21 protein-coding genes are annotated in these 20883 nt (G+C 60.7%); 11 read left to right on the forward strand and 10 right to left on the reverse strand.

Annotated elements, in window-relative coordinates; all coding sequences use genetic code 11:
* Positions 1-64 precede the first annotated feature (64 nt).
* The 6 genes from fabF to HPQ64_RS14760 all read right to left on the reverse strand — a co-directional run bounded on the left by fabF (position 65) and on the right by HPQ64_RS14760 (position 6410).
* A complete protein-coding gene (gene fabF / locus HPQ64_RS14735; RefSeq protein WP_172889269.1) occupies positions 65-1330 on the reverse strand; it encodes a beta-ketoacyl-ACP synthase II in 1266 nt (421 codons plus the stop codon).
* Between the two features lie 76 nt (positions 1331-1406).
* Entirely contained in the window at positions 1407-1643 is a 237-nt protein-coding gene (locus HPQ64_RS14740) for an acyl carrier protein (RefSeq protein ID WP_160774673.1), read from the reverse strand.
* 285 nt (positions 1644-1928) lie between these two features.
* Positions 1929-2666 (reverse strand): 3-oxoacyl-[acyl-carrier-protein] reductase, encoded by a 738-nt coding sequence (gene fabG / locus HPQ64_RS14745; RefSeq protein ID WP_172889270.1) that lies wholly within the window; start codon positions 2664-2666, stop codon positions 1929-1931.
* 26 nt (positions 2667-2692) lie between these two features.
* The gene (fabD, locus tag HPQ64_RS14750; protein WP_172889271.1) at positions 2693-3637 is read right to left on the reverse strand and encodes an ACP S-malonyltransferase; all 945 of its coding nucleotides are present in this window, start codon (positions 3635-3637) and stop codon (positions 2693-2695) included.
* A 263-nt stretch (positions 3638-3900) separates the two neighbouring features.
* A complete protein-coding gene (locus HPQ64_RS14755; protein ID WP_172889272.1) occupies positions 3901-4521 on the reverse strand; it encodes a glutathione S-transferase family protein in 621 nt (206 codons plus the stop codon).
* A 596-nt stretch (positions 4522-5117) separates the two neighbouring features.
* Positions 5118-6410, reverse strand: a complete 1293-nt coding sequence (locus tag HPQ64_RS14760; protein WP_172889273.1) for a hypothetical protein — start codon at positions 6408-6410, stop codon at positions 5118-5120.
* Between the two features lie 437 nt (positions 6411-6847).
* Between HPQ64_RS14760 and rpsF the strand changes: the two genes are divergently transcribed.
* The 9 genes from rpsF (at position 6848) to HPQ64_RS14805 (ending at position 15700) form a co-directional block, all read left to right on the forward strand.
* The gene (rpsF, locus tag HPQ64_RS14765) at positions 6848-7270 is read left to right on the forward strand and encodes a 30S ribosomal protein S6 (protein WP_172889274.1); all 423 of its coding nucleotides are present in this window, start codon (positions 6848-6850) and stop codon (positions 7268-7270) included.
* 12 nt (positions 7271-7282) lie between these two features.
* Positions 7283-7531, forward strand: a complete 249-nt coding sequence (gene rpsR / locus HPQ64_RS14770; protein ID WP_029057383.1) for a 30S ribosomal protein S18 — start codon at positions 7283-7285, stop codon at positions 7529-7531.
* Positions 7532-7682: 151 nt separating this feature from the next.
* Complete coding sequence (gene rplI / locus HPQ64_RS14775) at positions 7683-8291, forward strand: 50S ribosomal protein L9 (RefSeq protein WP_172889275.1); 609 nt, start codon at positions 7683-7685, stop codon at positions 8289-8291.
* 221 nt (positions 8292-8512) lie between these two features.
* Positions 8513-9994, forward strand: a complete 1482-nt coding sequence (locus HPQ64_RS14780; RefSeq protein ID WP_172889276.1) for a replicative DNA helicase — start codon at positions 8513-8515, stop codon at positions 9992-9994.
* 148 nt (positions 9995-10142) lie between these two features.
* Entirely contained in the window at positions 10143-11273 is a 1131-nt protein-coding gene (gene alr / locus HPQ64_RS14785) for an alanine racemase (protein WP_210260284.1), read from the forward strand.
* Positions 11273-12664 (forward strand): DNA repair protein RadA, encoded by a 1392-nt coding sequence (gene radA, locus HPQ64_RS14790; RefSeq protein WP_172889277.1) that lies wholly within the window; start codon positions 11273-11275, stop codon positions 12662-12664. The genes alr and radA overlap by 1 nt, the downstream gene beginning before the upstream one ends.
* Positions 12665-12744: 80 nt before the next feature.
* The gene (locus tag HPQ64_RS14795; RefSeq protein ID WP_172889278.1) at positions 12745-13365 is read left to right on the forward strand and encodes a CvpA family protein; all 621 of its coding nucleotides are present in this window, start codon (positions 12745-12747) and stop codon (positions 13363-13365) included.
* Positions 13366-13484: 119 nt separating this feature from the next.
* The gene (purF, locus tag HPQ64_RS14800; protein WP_172889279.1) at positions 13485-14963 is read left to right on the forward strand and encodes an amidophosphoribosyltransferase; all 1479 of its coding nucleotides are present in this window, start codon (positions 13485-13487) and stop codon (positions 14961-14963) included.
* On the forward strand, positions 14963-15700 hold the full coding sequence (locus HPQ64_RS14805; RefSeq protein ID WP_172889280.1) for an SDR family NAD(P)-dependent oxidoreductase: 738 nt from the start codon (positions 14963-14965) through the stop codon (positions 15698-15700). The genes purF and HPQ64_RS14805 overlap by 1 nt, the downstream gene beginning before the upstream one ends.
* A 16-nt stretch (positions 15701-15716) precedes the next feature.
* On the opposite strand, the gene der is transcribed toward HPQ64_RS14805, so the two are convergent.
* From der to HPQ64_RS14825, 4 genes are all read right to left on the reverse strand, one after another.
* Positions 15717-17117 (reverse strand): ribosome biogenesis GTPase Der, encoded by a 1401-nt coding sequence (der, locus tag HPQ64_RS14810; RefSeq protein ID WP_172889281.1) that lies wholly within the window; start codon positions 17115-17117, stop codon positions 15717-15719.
* A gap of 23 nt (positions 17118-17140) precedes the next feature.
* On the reverse strand, positions 17141-18508 hold the full coding sequence (locus HPQ64_RS14815) for a PQQ-like beta-propeller repeat protein (RefSeq protein ID WP_343036016.1): 1368 nt from the start codon (positions 18506-18508) through the stop codon (positions 17141-17143).
* Complete coding sequence (locus tag HPQ64_RS14820) at positions 18505-19179, reverse strand: tetratricopeptide repeat protein (RefSeq protein ID WP_172889282.1); 675 nt, start codon at positions 19177-19179, stop codon at positions 18505-18507. The genes HPQ64_RS14815 and HPQ64_RS14820 overlap by 4 nt, the downstream gene beginning before the upstream one ends.
* A gap of 198 nt (positions 19180-19377) precedes the next feature.
* Positions 19378-19956: an NnrU family protein gene (locus tag HPQ64_RS14825; protein WP_172889283.1), complete on the reverse strand. Its 579-nt coding sequence runs from the start codon at positions 19954-19956 to the stop codon at positions 19378-19380.
* Positions 19957-20115: 159 nt separating this feature from the next.
* On the opposite strand from HPQ64_RS14825, the gene HPQ64_RS14830 reads away from it, so the two are divergent.
* Together HPQ64_RS14830 and HPQ64_RS14835 are read left to right on the forward strand one after the other, a co-directional pair.
* Entirely contained in the window at positions 20116-20460 is a 345-nt protein-coding gene (locus tag HPQ64_RS14830) for a TraR/DksA family transcriptional regulator (RefSeq protein ID WP_172889284.1), read from the forward strand.
* 99 nt (positions 20461-20559) lie between these two features.
* A complete protein-coding gene (locus tag HPQ64_RS14835) occupies positions 20560-20817 on the forward strand; it encodes a PilZ domain-containing protein (protein ID WP_172889285.1) in 258 nt (85 codons plus the stop codon).
* Positions 20818-20883 lie beyond the last annotated feature (66 nt).

A 20883-nucleotide genomic window follows, 5' to 3' on the forward strand; every position in this document is an offset into this window, starting at 1 on the left:
TTACCGGCCGTTGCGTTTTGAGGAAAAGCAACGGCCTGAATATGGCCAAAGCGGGGAACGGACGTTACGCTGCCACCTTGCGGAAAACCAGCGATGCGTTCGTTCCGCCGAAGCCGAAGGAGTTCGACAGGGCGACGTTGATTTCCATCGGCTTGGCCTTGTTGGGAACCAGGTCGATTTCGGTCTCCACCGACGGATTCTCGAGGTTGATGGTCGGCGGTGCGACGCCGTCCCGCATGGCAAGCAACGAGAAGATCGCCTCTATGGCCCCGGCCGCGCCAAGCAGGTGGCCGGTGGAGGACTTCGTGGAAGACATGGTGATGCTTGCGGCATCGTTTCCGGCAAGCCGCTGGATGGCGCCCAGCTCGATTTCGTCGCCAAGCGGCGTGGAGGTGCCATGCGCATTGACGTAGTCCACCTCGCCAGCCATCACGCCGGCGCGCTTCAGCGCGGCTTCCATGCAGCGATAGGCGCCGTCGCCATCCGGCGTCGGTGCGGTGATATGATAGGCATCGCCCGAAAGGCCGTAGCCGATCACTTCGCCATAGATCTTCGCACCGCGTGCGCGAGCATGCTCGTATTCCTCGAGCACGACGACGCCCGCCCCCTCGCCCATCACGAAGCCGTCGCGGCCCTCGTCATAGGGGCGTGATGCCTTGGTGGGCGTGTCGTTATAGCTGGTGGACAGCGCCCGGCAGGCGGCAAAGCCGGCAAGAGAAAGGCGTGTGATCGGAGATTCCGTGCCGCCGGCCACCATCACGTCCGCATCGCCGAGCGCGATAAGCCGTGATGCGTCGCCGATGGCGTGCGCTCCGGTGGAACAGGCCGTCACGACAGCGTGATTCGGGCCGCGCAACCCGTGGCGGATAGAGATGTATCCGCCGGCGAGGTTGATAAGCCGTCCGGGAATGAAGAAGGGACTGATGCGCCGTGGGCCTTTTTCGGCCAAAAGAAGCGACGCCTTTTCAATGCCTTCGAGCCCGCCGATGCCGGAGCCGACCAGCACGCCGGAGCGGATCTGGTCCTCGTAGTCTTGCGGCTTCCAGTCCGCGTCGGCAAGCGCCTGATCGGCGGCCGCCATGGCGTAGATGATGAAATCGTCGACCTTGCGCTGTTCCTTCGGGTCCATCCAGTCGTCCGGATTGAACGACCCGTTCGAACCGTCGCCGCGCGGTATCTGGCATGCAATCTGACAGGGTATATCGTCGACCTTGAAGGTCTCGACACGGCCTGCGCCGCTTTCGCCGTTCAGAATGCGTTTCCAGGTGGGCTCCACACCGCAGCCGAGCGGCGTGACCATTCCAATTCCCGTTACGACAACTCGCCTCATCACAATCCCGTCTTCATACGCCGTTAAAATGCGAAACGGACGGTAGGCTAAAAACCGTCCGTTTCAAGCACTTCGCTCAACCGGCGTTCTTTTCGAGGAACTGCACGGCATCGCCGACAGTCAGGATCGTCTCGGCGGCATCATCCGGAATTTCCACACCGAATTCTTCCTCGAACGCCATGACCAGCTCGACGGTGTCGAGGCTGTCTGCGCCAAGGTCGTCGATGAAGCTTGCGTTGTCCTTCACCTTGTCGGTGTCGACGCCCAGGTGCTCGACAACGATCTTCTTAACACGATCTGCGATATCGCTCATTTTCTAGTTCCTCGATAACTTCGCGGTGCTCGAACTCAAGACGCCCCGTGCGCTGCGACCGACCGGGATCATAAAAACACCGGCGTCGCCACACCAGCCCGAACCGTTCCATTCCCCGAAAACTTTGAATTCGTCGTCGGCGCGGATTCGAGCCGTTTGCAGTCCATTCATGAACATGTCAATCGGCCGGCGGGTTGGTAACACACTTTACGGGGCTTGACCAGCCAGAGGGGCACGCAACGGAACCGCAACCGCAGCGCGACGCCCCAAAGGCAATTCCTTCAATCATATCATGGCCATACCGCCGTTGATATGAAGCGTCTGGCCGGTCACGTAACCGGCCTCTTCGCTGGCGAGATATACAGCTGCGGCGGCAATGTCCAGAGTGGTGCCGAGACGGGCGGCCGGAACGCTCTGGAGAATCGATTCCCGCTGCTTGTCGTTCAGCGCATCCGTCATCGCCGTTTCGATGAAGCCGGGCGCGATCGCGTTGGCCGTGATGTTTCGGCTCGCCACCTCGCGCGCGATCGATTTCGTCATGCCGATCATGCCCGCCTTCGCCGCCGCGTAGTTCGCCTGGCCGGGGTTGCCGGTCACGCCCACAACGGAGGTAATGCCGATGATGCGCCCGTAGCGGCGGCGCATCATGCCCTTGATCGCCGCGCGCGTAAGGCGGAAGGCGGAGGTGAGGTCCACTTCCATCACCTGGTCCCACTCCTCGTCCTTCATGCGCATGAAGATGTTGTCGCGGGTAATTCCTGCGTTATTGACCAGGATGTCGAGCCCGCCCATCGCCCCTTCGGCCGCCGGCACCAGTGCGTCCACCGCCTCGCGGTCGGAAAGGTTGGCCGCGCGGATGTGCACGCGCTCGCCAAGGTCGGCGGCGAGCGCCTCCAGCTTTTCGGCCCGCGTTCCCGATAGCGTCACCGTCGCGCCGCGTTCGTGCAGCGCACGGGCTATACCCTCACCGATGCCGCCCGTCGCACCGGTCACCAGCGCGGTCTTTCCCGTCAAGTCGAACATCTGGGCGTTCCCCTGTGTCTTGAATTTCAACCGGAAATGCGTTCCATCAGCGCGTCGATATCCGCGCCCGTGTTGACCGCAATTCCCTCGGCCTCCTTGGCGATGCGCTTGACCATGCCGGTCAGCACCTTGCCCGTGCCGATCTCGCAGAAGGTGTCGACGCCCTGGCTCGCAAGATATTCCACGGATTCGCGCCAGCGCACCGTGCCCGTCACCTGCTCGATCAGGCGGCGGCGAATCTCGCCCGGGTCCGATATTGCGCTCGCCAGCACGTTGGCGACCAGCGGCACGGCTGGTGTCTTGATATCCACGTTGGAGAGTGCATCGGCCATCACGTCGGCGGCAGGCGCCATAAGCGTGCAATGGAACGGCGCGCTGACGGGCAGGAGCACCGCGCGGCGTGCGCCCTTGCCCTTGGCGATTTCCACGGCGCGTTCCACAGCCGCCTTGTGGCCGGAGACGACCACCTGCCCCGGCGCATTGTCGTTCGCCGCCTGGCAGACCTCGCCTTGCGCCGCCTCTTGCGCGACAGCCTTTGCCGCCTCGAAATCGAGGCCGAGAAGCGCGGCCATCGCCCCTTCGCCAACGGGCACCGCCTGCTGCATGGAGCTTCCGCGAATGCGCAGCAGGCGTGCGGCGTCGGATATGCTCAGGCTGCCGGCAGCCGCAAGGGCCGAATATTCGCCGAGCGAATGTCCGGCGACGAAGGCAACGCTCGCCTTCAGGTCCAGCCCCTTCGCTTCAAGCACGCGCATGGTGGCAAGGCTCACCGCCATCAGCGCCGGCTGGGCGTTTGCGGTCAGCGTCAGCGTTTCGGCGGGCCCTTCCCACATGATCTTGCTCAAGGGTTCGCCAAGCGCTGTATCGACTTCCTCGAAGACTTCGCGCGCTTGCGAATAGGCATCGGCAAGCTCCTTGCCCATGCCCACGCTCTGGCTGCCCTGCCCCGGAAAGGTGAATGCGATGCTCATTTCGGCCCCGGCCTCAATTTTCCCGCACGCCGCAGAATCCAAGCCCGCACGTGCGTCATTCGATCGAGCGCAAGAACACGGGCTAAGGCGTGCCTGTCAAGGGTCGGGGCGCAATTTATGCCCGATTATCGGCCGTATGATGCCGGTGGTTGGCCGATTGATGTCAATAAAGACGATCAGGCGCGCAAACGCGCATGGGCCACCAGACTGCCGTCGCCACGGGGAACACCGCAGTTCTTTTGGCGATGTGCCTCGCCGAACCCTTACGCAATTCCGTCGCGGCAGTATTTCACAAAACCCGGACGGGAAGACAGGCGCTCCATCCACGCCGCAACGGCGGGCAGATCGGCATGTTCCATCGGCGTCCGCTCCCATCGGTTGGTGGAAAGGGCAAGCACGATATCGGCCAGCGTGAAGAAGGCACCGGCAACATAGGCGCCGGTGGCGACCAATTGGGCCTCGAGAACGCGCATTTGCGCCGTCCAGTCGCGTATGCTTCTTTCCTGCAATGCGGGATCGGCGAAATCCGGATGCCGCCGCACCCGTCCCATGAAAACACCGCGCCAGGCGGCGTTCAGGTCGCTCGCCTGCCAGTCCATCCAGCTTTCCACAACCGCGCGGGCGGCGGGCGCTTCAGGCAGAAGGTCGAACCGCCTTTCCCGGGCCGCGAGATACCGGCAAATCGTATTGGACTCGCTCAACACCAGATTGCCGTCGACCAGCACCGGAACCAACCCTTTGACGTTGAGCGCGAGAACATCCGGGGCTCCCCTCGCGGATGAAGTGTCGCCCTCCTCCTCGCGCAGCGGATCAAGCGCCAGTTCGGCGCAGGTCCACAACACCTTGCGCACGTTGATCGAAGATGATCGGCCGATCAGTTTCATGACGGGCTTACCTCTGCCGGCAGCGCTTTGCGTGGAACCGGAGTCGTTTCAAGGCGCGGAATAACGCCGGGCGTCGTTCATGAAAACATCAAACCGCCGCCACGCTGGCCAGTCACGCAACTGTCATGCCCCGGAAATGATCTCGGGGTAACAATGCGGTGTATCCGAAACAGGAGATGCGACGCTCATGCCCGATGTCGCCGCACCACTCCTGTCATGCCCGCGGAGGCGGGCACCTCCCTCCACACACCGTGTCCTAACGTCACGCCACACGCCGTGCCCTCTCCTTCGTCATCGCCGCCTGTCCCCGGCCTGATCGGGGAGGCCCAGACCCGGCGACCCATAGGGCGCAGGAGAAACACTCGGCGGTTGTATGGGTGCGCGGGTCAAGCCCGCGCATGACGAACTGAGAGGATGCGCCTGGCCTTGATCTCAGCAGATATAATTGACATCAATTGAAGCTATGAGTCGCTGCAAGAGACCAATACTCCTGGCGCTGCGAGACATGAATTTGTTGCCTAATCTTTTCGGATCGTGGATGACATTGGGCGCTCAGACACGCCCCCATCAGCCTTAACGGGGAAAGATATGCGCAATTATCTTTGCCAGTAACGCGTCGAAATATAAGGGAATTTTCCCCCTAAATTATCCAGCCTGATGGCATAGACAATATCTGTTTCGCTATCCAGAACATAGATGACGGATCCGCGCCCGCCTCCACGTCCTATGGCGTGGAACGATGTGCTGGCTGCCCCATTCCAGCTAAAAGGATAACCATCCCCGTAAGTATCTGTTTCGAGCCGAAAACAGGCGTCATCGCTCACACAGAATTCCGGATTCCACAGCGACCATCTTGCAGTGCCACCTGATTTTTCTTCGAGTGCTAAATTGTCCAAAAGGACGTAGTCCCGATCACCCCAAGGATGTTGAAGTTCACTCGGAGAGTGCCAGCGCAACTCAACCTTATTTCCCGAAATGTCGATCCTCGAAACAACGAACCTTTCCCTTTCTTTAGCAATTCGGGCGCGATTTGACGCAGAGGTTAATCCGGCCCCACTCCCAAAGGCCTCCGACACGTCTTTGAACCGTGCTTCACCGTCTATTCGTTGCCCTGGCAACCCTGGATAGTCCGCCCCCACAGGGAACTTCGCAATATCACCGACTACAATCCATGCAAGCCAACGATGGGACGCAAAGAAGCTTTCAGAAGTGTCTTTAACTGCCCAAGGAAAGGTATCAGCCAGCTTACTTTGTGCACCGTCACGGCTAGGCCGCATAATGAGGCTCTTGAGCCGGACATCCTCACCAAGGGCTCGATTAGGCACACGCGGATCAATACCCCGCATCGTTGAAGGGTCATCGGCATTATCAAACAGCCAGAATGAAAATGGCAGTCTCTCGAAAGTTAAAAGATCTACCGTTTTTTCTTCGTCATACGCTTTCTCGACGATGCTCTTGGCTTCTTCCAGGTCTTCCCTGTCTATGTATCCTTTCCTCACGATCTCGAACCCGCGATCATGATCGCCCGACACTCCGAGATCCTTTACACCTCGCCAACCCCAAAAAAGGCCATCGTCGTTCAAAGTGCAAAAGCCTTTACCCAACTTGAAGTCAACGAGTATTACTCGATCATCGGCAAGGCGGACCGCGAGAGCATCTCCTTCTCCCTTGTATCGCAACAAGTTGTGAGCCCAGGAAATGCCTTGTTGTTCAACGCGCCCTTCAAAATGACAATCATATGTTGCGCGCCCGGAATAAACCTTTCCATCGGCTTCTACAGTTAGCTCAATCGAGTAACCGTAATGCAACGGCTCTAATGATGAAGTAGATCCAAATAAAGATAGTAAACAGCCCATAATTATAGAAATGATAGCTACAAAAGCGTCCATCCCTTACCCCCGTACAACAAAAAAATTATTTGAGGCGCGATTTATGCATAATTTTCACCGGGTGATTCGCTCGCCATCAAGCAAACTAACATTTTAACAATGACGGTCGGGTGCATCCCAATCCTCACATCCACCATCCCGTACCGGTTACCACACCCGACATTTACCCCCAGCCCCATGCCCGGAATTTCCCGTTTCCCCTTCACCGCGCTTGCGTTTCCTCGCAACTCAGGTATAAGCCCCGCTTCATCCGGGACTTTGGCCGGGGGCTGAACGGAAGGTCGCGCCTTTTCACAAGAAAGGCGTGACAGGATCTGAAGGAGGGTCCGACTTCCCGTGTCTCCGCTCTCGAAGTTGCTTCGTTCGCCTTTCCGGCGGCTCGAAGAGGCTTAGCGCCAGGTTCCACGTTTGAAGCGTATAAAGAAAGGCAAAACATCATGACTCTCTACGAGCATGTGTTCCTTGCTCGTCAGGACGTCTCGCCGCAGCAGGTCGAGGCTCTGACGGAGCAGTACAAGGCACTGATCGAGGAAAACGGCGGTTCCGTCGGCAAGGTCGAGACCTGGGGCCTTCGCACCCTCACCTACCGCATCAAGAAGAACCGCAAGGCGCACTACACGCTGATGAACCTGACGGCCGAGCCGGCAGCCATCGCCGAGATGGAGCGCCAGATGGGCCTGAACGAGGATATCCTTCGTTTCATGACCATCAAGGTCAAGGAACACGAGGAAGAGCCCTCCGCAATGATGCAGAAGCGCGATCGCGATGATCGCCGGCGCCGCGACCGCGACGACCGCGGTGATCGTGGTGAGCGCGGCGGCGGTGGCGGCCGTGGTCCGCGCCGTGGCGACGCAGAATAAGGAGAGCGAACGATGGTCGATATTGCACAGCTTCCCACCCGCCGTCCGTTCTTCCGCCGCCGCAAGACGTGCCCGTTCTCGGGTGCCAACGCGCCGAAGATCGACTACAAGGACATCCGTCTGCTCCAGCGCTACATCTCCGAGCGCGGCAAGATCGTCCCGAGCCGCATCACCGCGGTTTCGGCGAAGAAGCAGCGTGAGCTGGCCCGCGCCATCAAGCGCGCGCGCTTCCTCGGCCTGCTTCCCTTCGTGATCAAGTAAGACGCGGAAAATTTGAGGGCAGCGCGCGCCGCTGCCCGATCCGGCCCGGAACGTCCGGGCCTCCCGGCTGGGGCATTCGGGACCAACCACCTGCCCCTAACCGCTCTCGTTTCGACAAGGAGACGCGGGACAGACGGTCAAGGAGACTATCATGGAAGTCATTCTTCTGGAGCGTATCGCCAAGCTCGGCCAGATGGGCGACGTCGTGAAGGTTCGCGACGGCTATGCGCGCAACTACCTGCTGCCGCAGGAAAAGGCGCTTCGCGCCAACAAGGGCAACCTTGCCCGCTTCGAGGCCGAGCGTGCCCAGCTTGAGGCCCGCAACCTCGAGCGCAAGACGGAAGCCGAAGGTGTTGCCGCCAAGCTCGACAACGAGCGCTTCGTGGCGATCCGTTCCGCCGGCGAGACCGGCCAGCTCTATGGTTCGGTTTCGACGCGCGACATCGCCGACGTTCTGACTGAGGGCGGTTTCTCCATCGGCCGCGATCAGGTGCGCCTCAACCGCCCGATCAAGACCATCGGCCTGCACGCGGTCGAGATCCTTCTCCATCCTGAGGTCGAGGTCACGGTCACGGTCAACGTCGCCCGTTCGAACGACGAGGCGGAGCGTCAGGCCCGCGGTGAGGACCTCACCCAGCGCGATGTCGACGTCTTCGAGTTCGAAGAGGAAGAAGAAGAGGGCGAAGGCGCTGAAGGCGAAGTTGCCGAGGGCGAAGCCGAGGCCGCCGGCGAAGAGGCCGAAGGCGAGGAAAACGCCTGAGCCTTATCCCTTCGTGGATGATCGATTGTGGAGAACGGCGCCATTTTGGCGCCGTTTTTTGTGTTTTTTCGGCAGCTGCGGGCCGCTGCGCCACGGTCAACGGGTTGTCTGAGTTATCCCCGTTGATCCCCACAGGAAAGAATCCGCGGCGCTCCAGCCTCATTCTCCTTCCCCCGAAGCCTTTCGCAGGGTAACCAAGTGTGGGCAGTGCGGGGGCAGAGATGAATGGGCAGCTTCAAAAGGTAGAGCCGGCTGAACTGATGCGGGTCGCTCCGCACAACGCGGAAGCCGAGCGGCAGCTTCTCGGTGCGATCCTCGTCAACAACGAGACCTACTACCGCGTATCCGATTTCCTCGAGGCGGGGCATTTTTATGTCGAGCCGCATCGCGATATCTACGAGAAGATCGCCCAGCTTATCCGGGCGGGCAAGATCGCCTCTCCCATCACGCTGAAAACCTTCTTTTCCGCCGATGCCAAGATCGCGGACCTGGCGCCGGCGCAATATCTCCTGCGCCTTGCCGCCGATGCCACCTCGATCATCAACGCGGAGGATTACGGCCGCGCGATCTACGACCTCGCCATTCGCCGGAACCTGATCCGCATCGGCGAGGACATGGTCAACATCGCCTTCGATGCGCCGATCGACATGCCGCCCGGCCAGCAGATCGACGATGCGGAGCGCAGGCTCTTCGAACTGGCCGAACAAGGGCGCGAGAACACGGGCTTCGTCGGTTTCGGCGAAGCGCTGACGCAGACGATCGAAATGGCGGCCGCCGCTTTCCAGCGCCAGGGCAAGCTTTCGGGGATATCCACAGGTCTGCGGGATCTTGACGAAAAGATGGGCGGGCTCCAGCCGTCCGACCTTGTGGTGCTCGCCGCCCGCCCGGCCATGGGCAAGACGTCGCTCGCCACCAACATCGCCTATAACATCGCCGAAGCCTATATGGCGGAGGAGCAGCCCGACGGCACCCTGAAGACCGTCAACGGCGGGGTGGTCGGTTTCTTCTCGCTGGAAATGTCGGCGGAGCAGCTGGCGACGCGTATCATTTCCGAGCAAACGGAAATTTCCTCCTCCAAGATCCGGCGCGGCGACCTTAACGAGGCGGAGTTCGAAATGCTCGTCGCCGCCTCCCAGAACATGCAAACGGTGCCGCTCCACGTCGACCAGACGGGCGGCATCTCGATCGCCCAGCTCGTCGCACGCGCAAGAAGGCTCAAGCGCCAGCGCGGCCTCGACCTTCTGATCGTCGACTATATCCAGCTTCTGACGGGATCCGGCAAAAGCCAGGGTAACCGCGTTCAGGAAATCACCGAGATCACGACGGGGCTCAAGGCGCTCGCCAAGGAGCTGAACGTGCCGATCATCGCCCTGTCGCAGCTTTCGCGTCAGGTTGAATCGCGCGACGACAAGCGCCCCATCCTCTCCGACCTTCGCGAATCCGGCTCCATCGAGCAGGACGCCGACGTGGTTCTTTTCATCTACCGTGAGGAATACTACCTCGGAAAAACCATGCCGGAGGAAGGCACCGAGGAATTCTTCAAGTGGCAGGAAAAAATCGAGCGGGTGAAGAACCGGGCCGAGGTGATCATCGCCAAGCAGCGTCACGGTCCGACCGGCACCGTCGACCTGCACTTCCAGGGCGAATACACCCGATTCTCCGATCTTGCCGATACGGACCGCCTGCCCGACCGCCACGACTAACTCAGGAACCTTTTTCGCCCCGCCTGGAATTGAAAAATCCCTTTCTGGATATTTCCTCGCGGATCGTTTTCGTGACGTAATTCGGTGGTCTAGGGTGAAGGCGGAAACCGATTCGGCGCATTCTAGCGCCTCAGCACCGGTGCGAGCATTGAACCCACTTTCGAACGGCCGGATAACCATTGACCTTGGCGCCCTCGCCCGCAATTGGCGCGCGCTTTCCGGGCGTCATTCCGTTACGTCGGAATGCGGTGCCGTGGTCAAGGCAAATGCTTATGGTATAGGCATAAAACCGGCTGCGGAGGCGCTATATGCCGCTGGCGCAAGGACGTTTTTCGTCGCCACGCCGGATGAGGGCCTTGAGCTTCGCGCCATCCTCCCCGGGGCGGGGATATATATTCTGAACGGGCTTTACCCGGGTGCTGCCGGCGCTTACGCGGAAAACGGCCTTCGCCCCATCCTCGGTTCGCTTCCGCAGGTCGAGGAATGGGCGGATTTCCTCCGTCATTCGGACCTTATTCTGCCTGCCGGATTGCACGTCTGCACCGGGATAAACCGGCTTGGCCTGTCAATTTCCGAAGCCGAGAACCTCGCCGCAACTATCGGAAATTATGCGCCTTTTTCGCCAGACCTCGTCATGTCGCATCTGGCTTGCGCGGATGATCCGGGCCATCCGATGAACGCCCGCCAGCGCGACAGGTTCGAGCATGTTTCCAGACTTTTCCCCGGTGCACGGCATTCCCTCGCCAATTCCGGCGGCATAATGATCGGGCCGGACTATCATTTCGATCTCACCCGCCCGGGAATCGCGCTATACGGCGCGAAGGCGGGCATAACCGCCGATACTCCGCTTGAAACCGTCGTCACTGTGGAAGCACGCCTGCTCATGGTCCGCACGCTCAGACAAGGCGAAACGATTGGCTACGGCGCCCGCTTCACGGCCCCGCAGGACATGCGCGCCGGCCTTGTCGCGATCGGCTACGCAGACGGTTTCCTGCGCCGCGCAGGCGGCACGGACGAGCGGGAGGGCGCGAATTTTCATCTATCCGGCAAGGACTTGCCGGTTGTGGGGCGTGTCTCCATGGATCAGACGGTGGTGGACGTCAGCCACGTGCCGGAAAGCGAACTGACACCCGGAACGATGATCGAAGTCTTCGGGCCGAACATGCCGATCGACAGAACGGCCGAGCGCGCCGGCACCATCGGCTATGAATTCCTGACTGCGCTTGGCCGCCGATTCGGGCGGGAATACATCGACGCTCCCGCGGGAGTGCAAACCTGATGGCGCGGCGCGCATCCTCCTTCGTCTGCCAGAACTGCGGCGCGGTTACGGGAAAATGGGCCGGACGCTGCGAATCCTGCGGCGAATGGAACTCCATCGTCGAGGAACAAACCGGCGGCGTGGGAGCCGCCCCGCGTCAGGCGCTGGCACGAAAAGGGCGTGTCGTTCCGCTCGTCGGCCTTACCGGAGAAAACAAGGAAGCTCCGCGGATCAGCACGAAGGTCGCCGAACTCGACCGGGTAACCGGTGGTGGTTTCGTGCGCGGTTCCGCGCTTCTCGTCGGCGGCGATCCGGGCATCGGCAAATCGACGCTTCTGATCCAGGCGGCGGCCCAGATCGCACGCCTCGGCCACAAGACCGTCTATATTTCCGGCGAAGAGGCGGTCGATCAGGTGCGCCTTCGTGCCGAACGTCTCGGCCTCACCGACGCGGATGTCGGCCTTGCGGCTGAAACCTCCGTCGAAGATATACTCGCAACGCTGAAATCCGGCCCGCCGCCGGCACTCGTCATTATCGATTCCATCCAGACGCTGTGGACGGAACTTGCCGATTCGCCACCCGGCACGGTCACCCAGGTCCGCGCTTCGGCGCAAGCCCTTGTCAGATACGCCAAGACGAGCGGGGCAACCGTCGTCATGGTCGGCCATGTGACGAAGGACGGCCAGATCGCAGGGCCGCGCGTGGTGGAGCATATGGTCGACGCCGTTCTTTATTTCGAAGGCGACGGTGCGCATCAGTACCGCATCTTGCGGTCGGTCAAGAACCGCTTTGGCGCAACGGACGAGATCGGCGTCTTCGAGATGACCGACAACGGGCTGAAGCAGGTCGCCAACCCCTCCGCGCTTTTTTTGGGCGAGCGCAACTCCTCAAGCCCGGGCGCGTCGGTTTTCGCGGGCCTCGAGGGCACTCGCCCCCTCCTGATCGAAATCCAGGCGCTCGTCGCGCCCTCGCCGCTCGGCACGCCGCGTCGGGCGGTTATCGGCTGGGACAGCGCGCGTCTGTCCATGATCCTGGCCGTCCTTGAGGCGCGATGCGGGGTGAAATTCACACAGCACGACGTCTACCTGAATGTGGCCGGCGGCCTTCGGATCAACGAGCCGGCGGCGGATCTGGCGGTTGCCGCGGCACTCGTATCCAGCCTTAGCGGGGTTGCCCTTCCTCCCGATTGCGTCTATTTCGGCGAAGTCAGCCTGTCGGGTGCGGTCAGGCCCGTCTCGCAGGCGCAATCAAGGCTGAAGGAAGCGCAGAAACTCGGCTTCTCAAGCGCACTTGCGCCGCAGGCAAATCTGAAGGACGGTTTGAAGGACATGCCGTCGATCACAGGCTTGGCGGAGCTTGGCGACATGGTTGCCCGTATCGCTGCGGGCCGGAGCAGCGAAGCGCAGGACTGAAGGACATCCGCGACGGGTCCACGCGGCAATCTGGACCGACAAACGCCCACGGCGGCGAGGATCAGGGGCTGAACCGAGCAATGCCAATCACGCTTCTCGACGGAATCCTTCTCGTGATCATGCTTTTGTCGGCGGTTCTGGCCATGATCCGCGGCTTCGTACGCGAAGTCCTGTCGATCGCATCATGGGTGGCGGCCGCCGTGGCAGCCTATCTGCTATACGGGCAGGTTCTTCCCCTGGTGAAGCAATACGTCTCGCAGGAATATGTGGCACTCGGCGTATCTGTGGCGGCAGTATTTCTGGTCACGCTGATCATCGTGAGCTATATCACCATGCGAATTTCCGATTTCGTGCTGGACAGCCGGATCGGAGCATTGGACCGTACGCTTGGCTTCGTCTTTGGTGCCGTTCGCGGCTTGCTTCTCGTCGTCGTGGCAATGTTGTTCTTCAACTGGTTCGTGCCGCAGGAGACCCAGCCGCAGTGGATCGCGAGGGCGAAGTCCAAACCGCTGATGGACAGCATCGGAAACCGGCTCATTGCCGCGCTTCCCGAAGACCCCGAGAAGGCAATCCTCGAGCGGATACGAAACCGTGGCGAGAGGACAAGCGGAGATGCCGCCTCCGCGCCGGCGGATGAGCCGAACTATTCGGAAAACGAGCGGCAAGGCCTTGATCAATTGACGACTTCGGGCGGCAATTGATCCGTTTGATATACGGGGCAAGCCGCCAGGGAAATACTTATGCGGCTTGCGACCAGGAACCTGAACGCGATCAAGCCTGCCACACTGCTGGCGGTTCCAGGATCGAGAGATAGGACAAGATGTCCGGCGATACCTTGAATACCAACCCCTTCATCGATGCCGATGGCGACCATCTGCGCGAAGAATGTGGGGTTTTTGGCATTTTCGGCCACTCCGACGCCGCAGCGCTTTCCACGCTCGGCCTGCATGCCCTCCAGCACAGGGGACAGGAGGCGGCCGGGATCGTCACCTTCGACGGGAACCAGTTCCACAGCGAACGGCATATGGGCCTCGTCGGCGACAACTTCACGAAAAAGACCGTGCTCGACCGTCTCGCCGGCTCCTGTGCGATCGGCCACACGCGCTATTCCACGACCGGCGCATCGGCGTTGCGCAACGTTCAGCCACTTTATGCCGACTTCGCGGGCGGCGGCTTTGCCATGGCGCACAATGGCAATCTCACCAATGCCATGACGCTGCAGCGGCAGTTGCAACAACGCGGCTCGATCTTTCAGTCGACTTCCGACAGCGAAACGATCCTGCATCTGATCGCCACCAGCGACGGCAAGCAGCTCGTCGACAAGCTGATCGACGCCTTGCGCCAGGTGGAAGGGGCCTATGCCCTCGTCGCACTGTCGGAGAAAAAGCTGATAGGCGCGCGCGATCCACTCGGCGTTCGGCCGCTCATTCTTGGCGACCTGCACGGATCCTACGTTCTCGCCTCCGAAACCTGCGCACTGGATATCATCGGCGCGCGCTTCGTACGCGATATCCAGCCCGGAGAAATGGTCGTCGTTTCCAAGGACGGGCTGCAGTCACTTCGCCCCTTCGATCAGCGCAACCATCCCCGGTTCTGCATCTTCGAATACGTTTATTTCGCAAGGCCGGATTCCGAGGTCAACGGAGTGAACGTCTACGGCGTGCGCAAGCGGATCGGCGAAGAACTGGCACGCGAGGCCCCGGCGGATGCCGACCTGGTGGTGCCGGTGCCAGATTCCGGCACGCCCGCCGCGATCGGTTTCGCGCAGGCCGCCAACCTGCCCTTCGAACTCGGCATCATCCGCAACCATTATGTGGGGCGCACCTTCATCCAGCCGACGGATTCCATCCGCCATATGGGCGTGAAGCTGAAACACAACGCAAACCGCGAAATGCTGAACGGCAAACGCGTCATACTGGTCGACGACTCCATCGTGCGCGGCACGACATCGCTCAAGATCGTGCAAATGGTGCGCGAGGCGGGCGCGCGTGAAGTGCATATGCGCATTGCGAGCCCTCCGACCTCAAATTCCTGTTTCTACGGCGTCGACACGCCGGAAAAAGCGAAGTTGCTTGCCTCGCGCATGTCGATCGAGGAAATGGCTGCCTATATCAAGGTCGACAGCCTCGCCTTTCTTACCATCGACGGGCTTTACCGGGCCGTCGGCGAAGCCAAGAGGAACAACGAAATTCCCCAGTTCTGCGATGCCTGTTTCACCGGCGAATATCCGACCGCGCTAACCGACCACGAAAAGCCTGACGACGTGGTGAAGGCGACCCGCCTGGCGGAGGCCGGATGATGACTGAAGCCAAGCGTTTCGAGGGGCGAGTGGCCGTCGTTACCGGAGCTTCGCGCGGTATTGGCTATCAAGTCGCCAAGGCACTGGGGGCCGAAGGCGCGCATGTGATCGCGATCGCACGCACCGTCGGCGGACTGGAAGAACTTGACGACGAAATCCGGACGGCAGGTGGCTCGGCAACACTGGTGCCGCTCGACCTGAAGGATTTTGAAGCGATCGACCGGCTCGGAGCCGCGATTTACGAACGCTGGAAAAAGCTCGACATCCTCGTCGGCAACGCGGGCGTGCTCGGCGTGCTTTCCCCGATTGGCCACATAACACCCAAAGTCTTCGAAGAGGCGCTTGCGGTGAACGTTACCGCCAACTGGCGCTTGCTCCGCTCGCTCGACCCGCTGCTTCGCCAGTCCGACGCGGGGCGCGCCGTGTTCCTCACTTCCGATATGGCGGAGGACTGCAAGCCGTACTGGGGCATTCAGGCAACGACGAAAGCCGCGCTCGATGCGCTCGTTCACACCTATGCGAACGAAACGCAATCCATGTCCGTGAACGCCAATCTGTTCGATCCCGGTCCGACACGCACCGCCTTGCGGGCCAAGGCGATGCCCGGTGAAAATCCGGAAACGCTGCAGAAACCGGAAGATGTTGTGCCTGCTTTACTGGCCCTTCTGACGCCGGACTGCACTGATACCGGAGAGACTTTTTCTTTGGTTGATGAACGGCTTACCGCCGTCGGCTAACAAGAAACTTCAAACGTTACCGCTTCGAGTGATAAGGGTTCTCGCCCTTGCGGTAAGACAGGCGGATTGGCGTGCCCGGCATGTCGAATGTTTCACGCAGGCCGTTTACCAGGTAGCGCGTATAGCTTTCCGGGAGATTGTCCGGCTTGGAGCAAAACACCACGAAATGCGGTGGGCGCGTTTTCGGCTGCGTCATGTAGCGCAGCTTGATGCGCCTGCCTGAAACGGCCGGCGGCGGATGGTGAGTCAACACACCGTCTAGCCAACGGTTCAGCCGCGATGTCGACACGCGCCGGTTCCAGACCTCATGCGCCTTGAAGGCGGCATCCAGCAGCTTGTCGAGGCCTTGTCCGTGCAATCCGGACAGGGTGACGATCTGAACGCCGCGGATCTGGTTGAGGTAGCGCTCGCTGGCATCACGGACCGCCTGCATGGCTTCCGCGCGGTCCTCGACAAGGTCCCACTTGTTCAGCGCGATGACCACGGCCCGCCCTTCGCGGGCGACAAGGTCTATGATTTGCAAATCCTGCTTTTCGAAGGAAATCGTGGTGTCAAGCGTGACGATCACAACCTCGGCGAAGCGGATAGCGCGTAGCGCATCGGCGACGGAGAGCTTTTCGAGCTTCTCCTGTACGCGCGCCTTGCGACGCAGGCCTGCCGTGTCGAAAAGCTTCACATGCCGGTCTTTCCAAACCCAGTCGACAGCGATGGAATCGCGCGTGATCCCGGCCTCCGGTCCGGTCAAAAGCCGTTCTTCCCCGAGAACACGGTTGATCAGCGTGGATTTGCCGGCGTTCGGCCGGCCGACAATCGCGATCCGCAAGGGGCGCTCAGCGGAACCGGCCGGGGCACTCTCCTCCACGTCCTCAACGTCGACGTCCGTCTCGGCTATGGCAGTGTCAGCGCCCTCCCGCTCTTCTGCCGCATCGACAACGGGACGAAGCGCTTCGTAAAGATCGGCGAGGCCCTCGCCGTGTTCAGCGGATATTGCGATCGGATCGCCGAGGCCCAACGAATAGGCTTCGAGCAAGCCACCCTCTCCCGCGCGCCCTTCAGCCTTGTTGGCAAGAAGGAGAACGGGTGTCGGCGACTTCCTCAAAAGATCGGCGAAGGTTTCGTCCGTCGGCGTCAGGCCCGAGCGCGCATCGATAACGAAAAGAGCGACATCGGCCTCGCCGATCGCTTCTTCCGTCTGCTTGCGCATCCGCCCTTCAAGAGAATGGGCGGCAGCCTCTTCAAGGCCGGCTGTATCGATCACCTGAAACTTCAGGTCGCCGAGGCGCGCATCACCGACCCGGCGGTCGCGCGTGACACCGGGAGTATCATCGACAAGCGCCAAACGCTTGCCGACCAGACGATTGAACAGCGTCGACTTGCCGACGTTCGGCCGGCCGACAATCGCAACCTTCGCAACCACGGGTGCGCCTTTTCAAATTGGGTTCAGTTGAACGCCACCACTTCGCCCTTGGACGAAACGGCGACGATGCGTCCGCCGGCGACGATCGGGCTGACGTAAATATCGACCGAGGTTTCACGCGTATCCAGCAGGCGGCCCGTCCTGGCATCCACCCGCGCGATCCGCCCGTCGCTGGAAAACGCAAGGAGCGTACCGTTCGCCAGGAGCGGCCCCGCCCAATTCGCGCGGTCGTCGTCGTCCTCAGGCTGCGGTAACGGAAGCTGCCACAAAGGCGTTCCGGATTTACGCTCGATCGCAACGAGATTGTCGTCAAGGTCGATCAAAAACAGCGCATTGCCGGATGCAACAGGCGTGTGAACCGAACCATAGTCGAGTTCCCATTTGCGCTCGCCCGTCTTGAGATCGGTCGCGATCACGCGGCCTGCGACACCTGCTGTAAAGACCGTCCCATCCGCGATGACAGGACTTCCCGCCACATCGACCAAGCCGGAAACAGCGCGCGTGCGGAAAGACCGGGATACACCGTCGATCCACCTCGGCTCGCCCTTTTCGATATCCATGGCGAGCACTTCACCGGAAGAAGACGGAAAGACGACCGTATCGCCGGAAACCGCCGGATTGGCCGCCGACAAAACGCCGCCCGTTTCCGGAATGCCGGAGAAAGTCCACTTCTCGGCTCCGTCTTCCTGCGAAACGGCGACCACCTCGTTGTTCTGCGTTACAATGAAAACGTGCCCGTTCGCGGCTGTCGGCGCCTCACGAGCCGGCGAATCGAGATCGACCGTCCAAAGCACGGCGCCACTGGATGCATTGAGCGCGGCAAGCTGGCCGTAACCGGTGGCGACGAAGACGCCGCCATTGTCCGTCGCAACACCGCCCCCGGCGGCGACATCCCGCTCGCCCTCCGGGCGAAGGCTGCGCGTCCATACGCGTCCACCGTTGCCGGCGGAAAGCGCTACAACGGTGCCGTCCTGCTTGTAGACGTAAATCCGCCCGCCATCGGACACCGGGCGCGCGGCAAGGCGCATCGGCGAGGAAACGAAGCTGCCGATACCTCCGCCGGAGGAACCGAGCGAAGCACGCCAGGCGCGGGCACCCGACGCCGACACGGCGACATTGCCCGGATTGTTGCTTGCGTCCCCACCGGACTGCGGCCACGCCTGACCGCCGCTCGCCGGGCCAACCGATGCTTCCTGCCCCGTAATCCGGGCAGGATTATTATCAACGTCAAAAAGAGCCTGACGCTCGCCGGGAAGGATCTTCTCCTTGGAGGAAAACGGGTTTACCGAATCCGCGAAGTCGGAAACGGTTCCGCAGCCGGCAAGCATCAGCCCGACGGAGATGACCAAGGCCGTGCGGAGCGGCCCTTGACGAATGGCAGCGCGCGTCACGAATTCTTTCCTTCTTCCGGCGTGCCCTCGGCGGCGTTCAACAGCTCAAGAAGGAGATTGGCCCGGCTTTCAACCTCGGCGGGAACGCCCTCCGCTTCCACGATACCATCGAGCCATTTGCGCACATTCGCATTGTCGCCATCCTTCCAGGCGGCAAATGCCAGCGCCTCGCGCGCAAGAAAACGCCATGGATTGTCCTCTCCCGTCAGCGCTTCAAGACGATCCGCCACTCCGGCATAATCCTCAGATTCCATGGCAAGATACCCGGCCCGCAACGCTGCAAGGTCACGGTAGACCCCATCGTATGAACCATCGGCGGCAACCGCATCGAATTCGGCCAGGGCTTCTTCCTTCTGGCCCGACAGGGCAAGGTCCGTTGCCTTGCGCATGCGCGACAACAACGGATAACCGCCCGTTGCATCGCTCAGGCCTTCAAGCCGCGCAATCGCCTCCTGCTGCTGATCTTCGTCGGAAAGGTTGATCGCCTGAATGAAACGGTCTCCAGCCTCCCGGGCCGCGGTGGTCTGCCAATACTGCCAACCCCGATAGCCCGCGGTTGCGACGACGATCAACACCGCCACGGCGATGACGTAAGGACCAAACCTGTCCCAGAGCGATTTATATCGCTCGCGTCTGATTTCCTCGTCGACTTCGCGGAAAATATCGGACATGCCTTCAGTATTCCCAATCCGGTTGAAGCCGCCTCGTGCGGCTCGTCAAGTCGCCGCTCCGCTTGTTTGGCGGCGCGCCACAGTATCCACTCGTGCTGTCGCTGGCAAACGTACAGCGCCCCTCCCTCCAACGCATTGATGGCGGCAGTGAGGCGAGGCACGGAATGCCAGAATTTTTCGGCAAAATACAGCGCTAATTCAGGCCGGCAATATCGGAACGCCAATGAGCCACGAATGAAGTTGCCACACAAACAGGCCATAGATGACAAGTCCGCCGGCAATCGCCGCGACATCGTTGCGCAGAGCCCCCTCACCCGGCGCCACACCACCTGGCATGCCCCGGCGTTTGAGCGATATGCGGTCGGCAACGGCCCAGGCAAGAAACGACCCGAACAGCAGAACGGACGCCGCGTCGCCATTCGCCAGCAAATGCGCGAAAGCCCAAATCTTTACCGCCAGGATCGTCGGATGCTTTGCGCCCGCCTTTATCCTTCCCGGCAGATATGTGGAAAGGACGAGGATGAATACGGGCAACATCAGGAGCATGACCAAATGCGCCAACCAGACCGGCGGCTCGTAAAGGAGTGCTGGCCCGGCGAAACGCGCATCCCCGTAACCGATCACAATGAAAACGAGACCGACCACGGAAACCAGCGAAAAGATACCCTTGAAGGCCCCTTCGCCAAGTCGGGCTTTCAGGTGGGAATCGGCATCCGGAAACATCGGCAAACTGTGTGTGCCGAGAAAGAGAACCAGCCCCAGGACAAGATATGCCATCCGTTCCGCACTCCAGCTTGTCAGTAAAGCCGATGCCAACCGCACCCGCCGTCACCCGGCTTTGAAGGATTGCGGATGCCGTGTCAACTCCGTGACGAAGCGATACTTTTTCGGTTAAGCTTTGAAACTGACGGGCGCCTTGCGATCAGGAATGCACGAATGTCCATCGATATCGATGCTGCAAGAACACGACTTCTTGAACGGAAAAACGAGATCAAGCGACTGAGCGAAATCTCCGAGGATTCGCGCGCGACAGTCAACCTGGACCAGCAATCCGTCGGGCGCCTTTCGAGGATGGATGCCTTGCAAATGCAGGCGATGGCACAGGCCTCCGAACGCAGCAGAAGCGCGGAACTTCAACGTATCGACGCTGCGTTAGCCAGAATCGAGACAGGCGACTACGGATATTGCCTCGACTGCGGGGAGGAGATCGCCGAGAAGCGCCTGGAAATCGACCCATCCGCCAGTCATTGCGTCCACTGCGCAGGCGCGAGGGAAAACTGAGCAAATTGCATTTGCGATTTCTCAAGCTTTTGGATGGCACTTGATCCCAAACGGAAAACCGAGAAAAAGGTTATGGGTTCAGGGATTTTGGAGAGCAGAATGTCGGAGCAGGATCGCCGAATAGCTCCTCGCCGCCGCACCATCAAAGGCGGCAAGATCATTATCAACGGCAACTCCGTCTACGATTGCATGGTCCGCAATCTTTCGGATACCGGCGCCCGGCTGAAGCTTGAGAGCACTATCGGCATCCCGACGGAGTTCGAATTCAGGATCGTCAACGAAGACATCCACGTCATCGCACTCGTCAAATGGCGCAACGACCGGGAAATGGGCGTATCCTTCGAACGGTTTCTTTAAGGCCAACACACCAATACGCGAAAGAAACGGGAAGGCGAGCGAAGGTTTCGACAACCGACACAAACA

The organism is Hongsoonwoonella zoysiae, assembly GCF_013266695.1.
Classification (GTDB): Bacteria; Pseudomonadota; Alphaproteobacteria; order Rhizobiales; family Stappiaceae; genus Hongsoonwoonella; species Hongsoonwoonella zoysiae.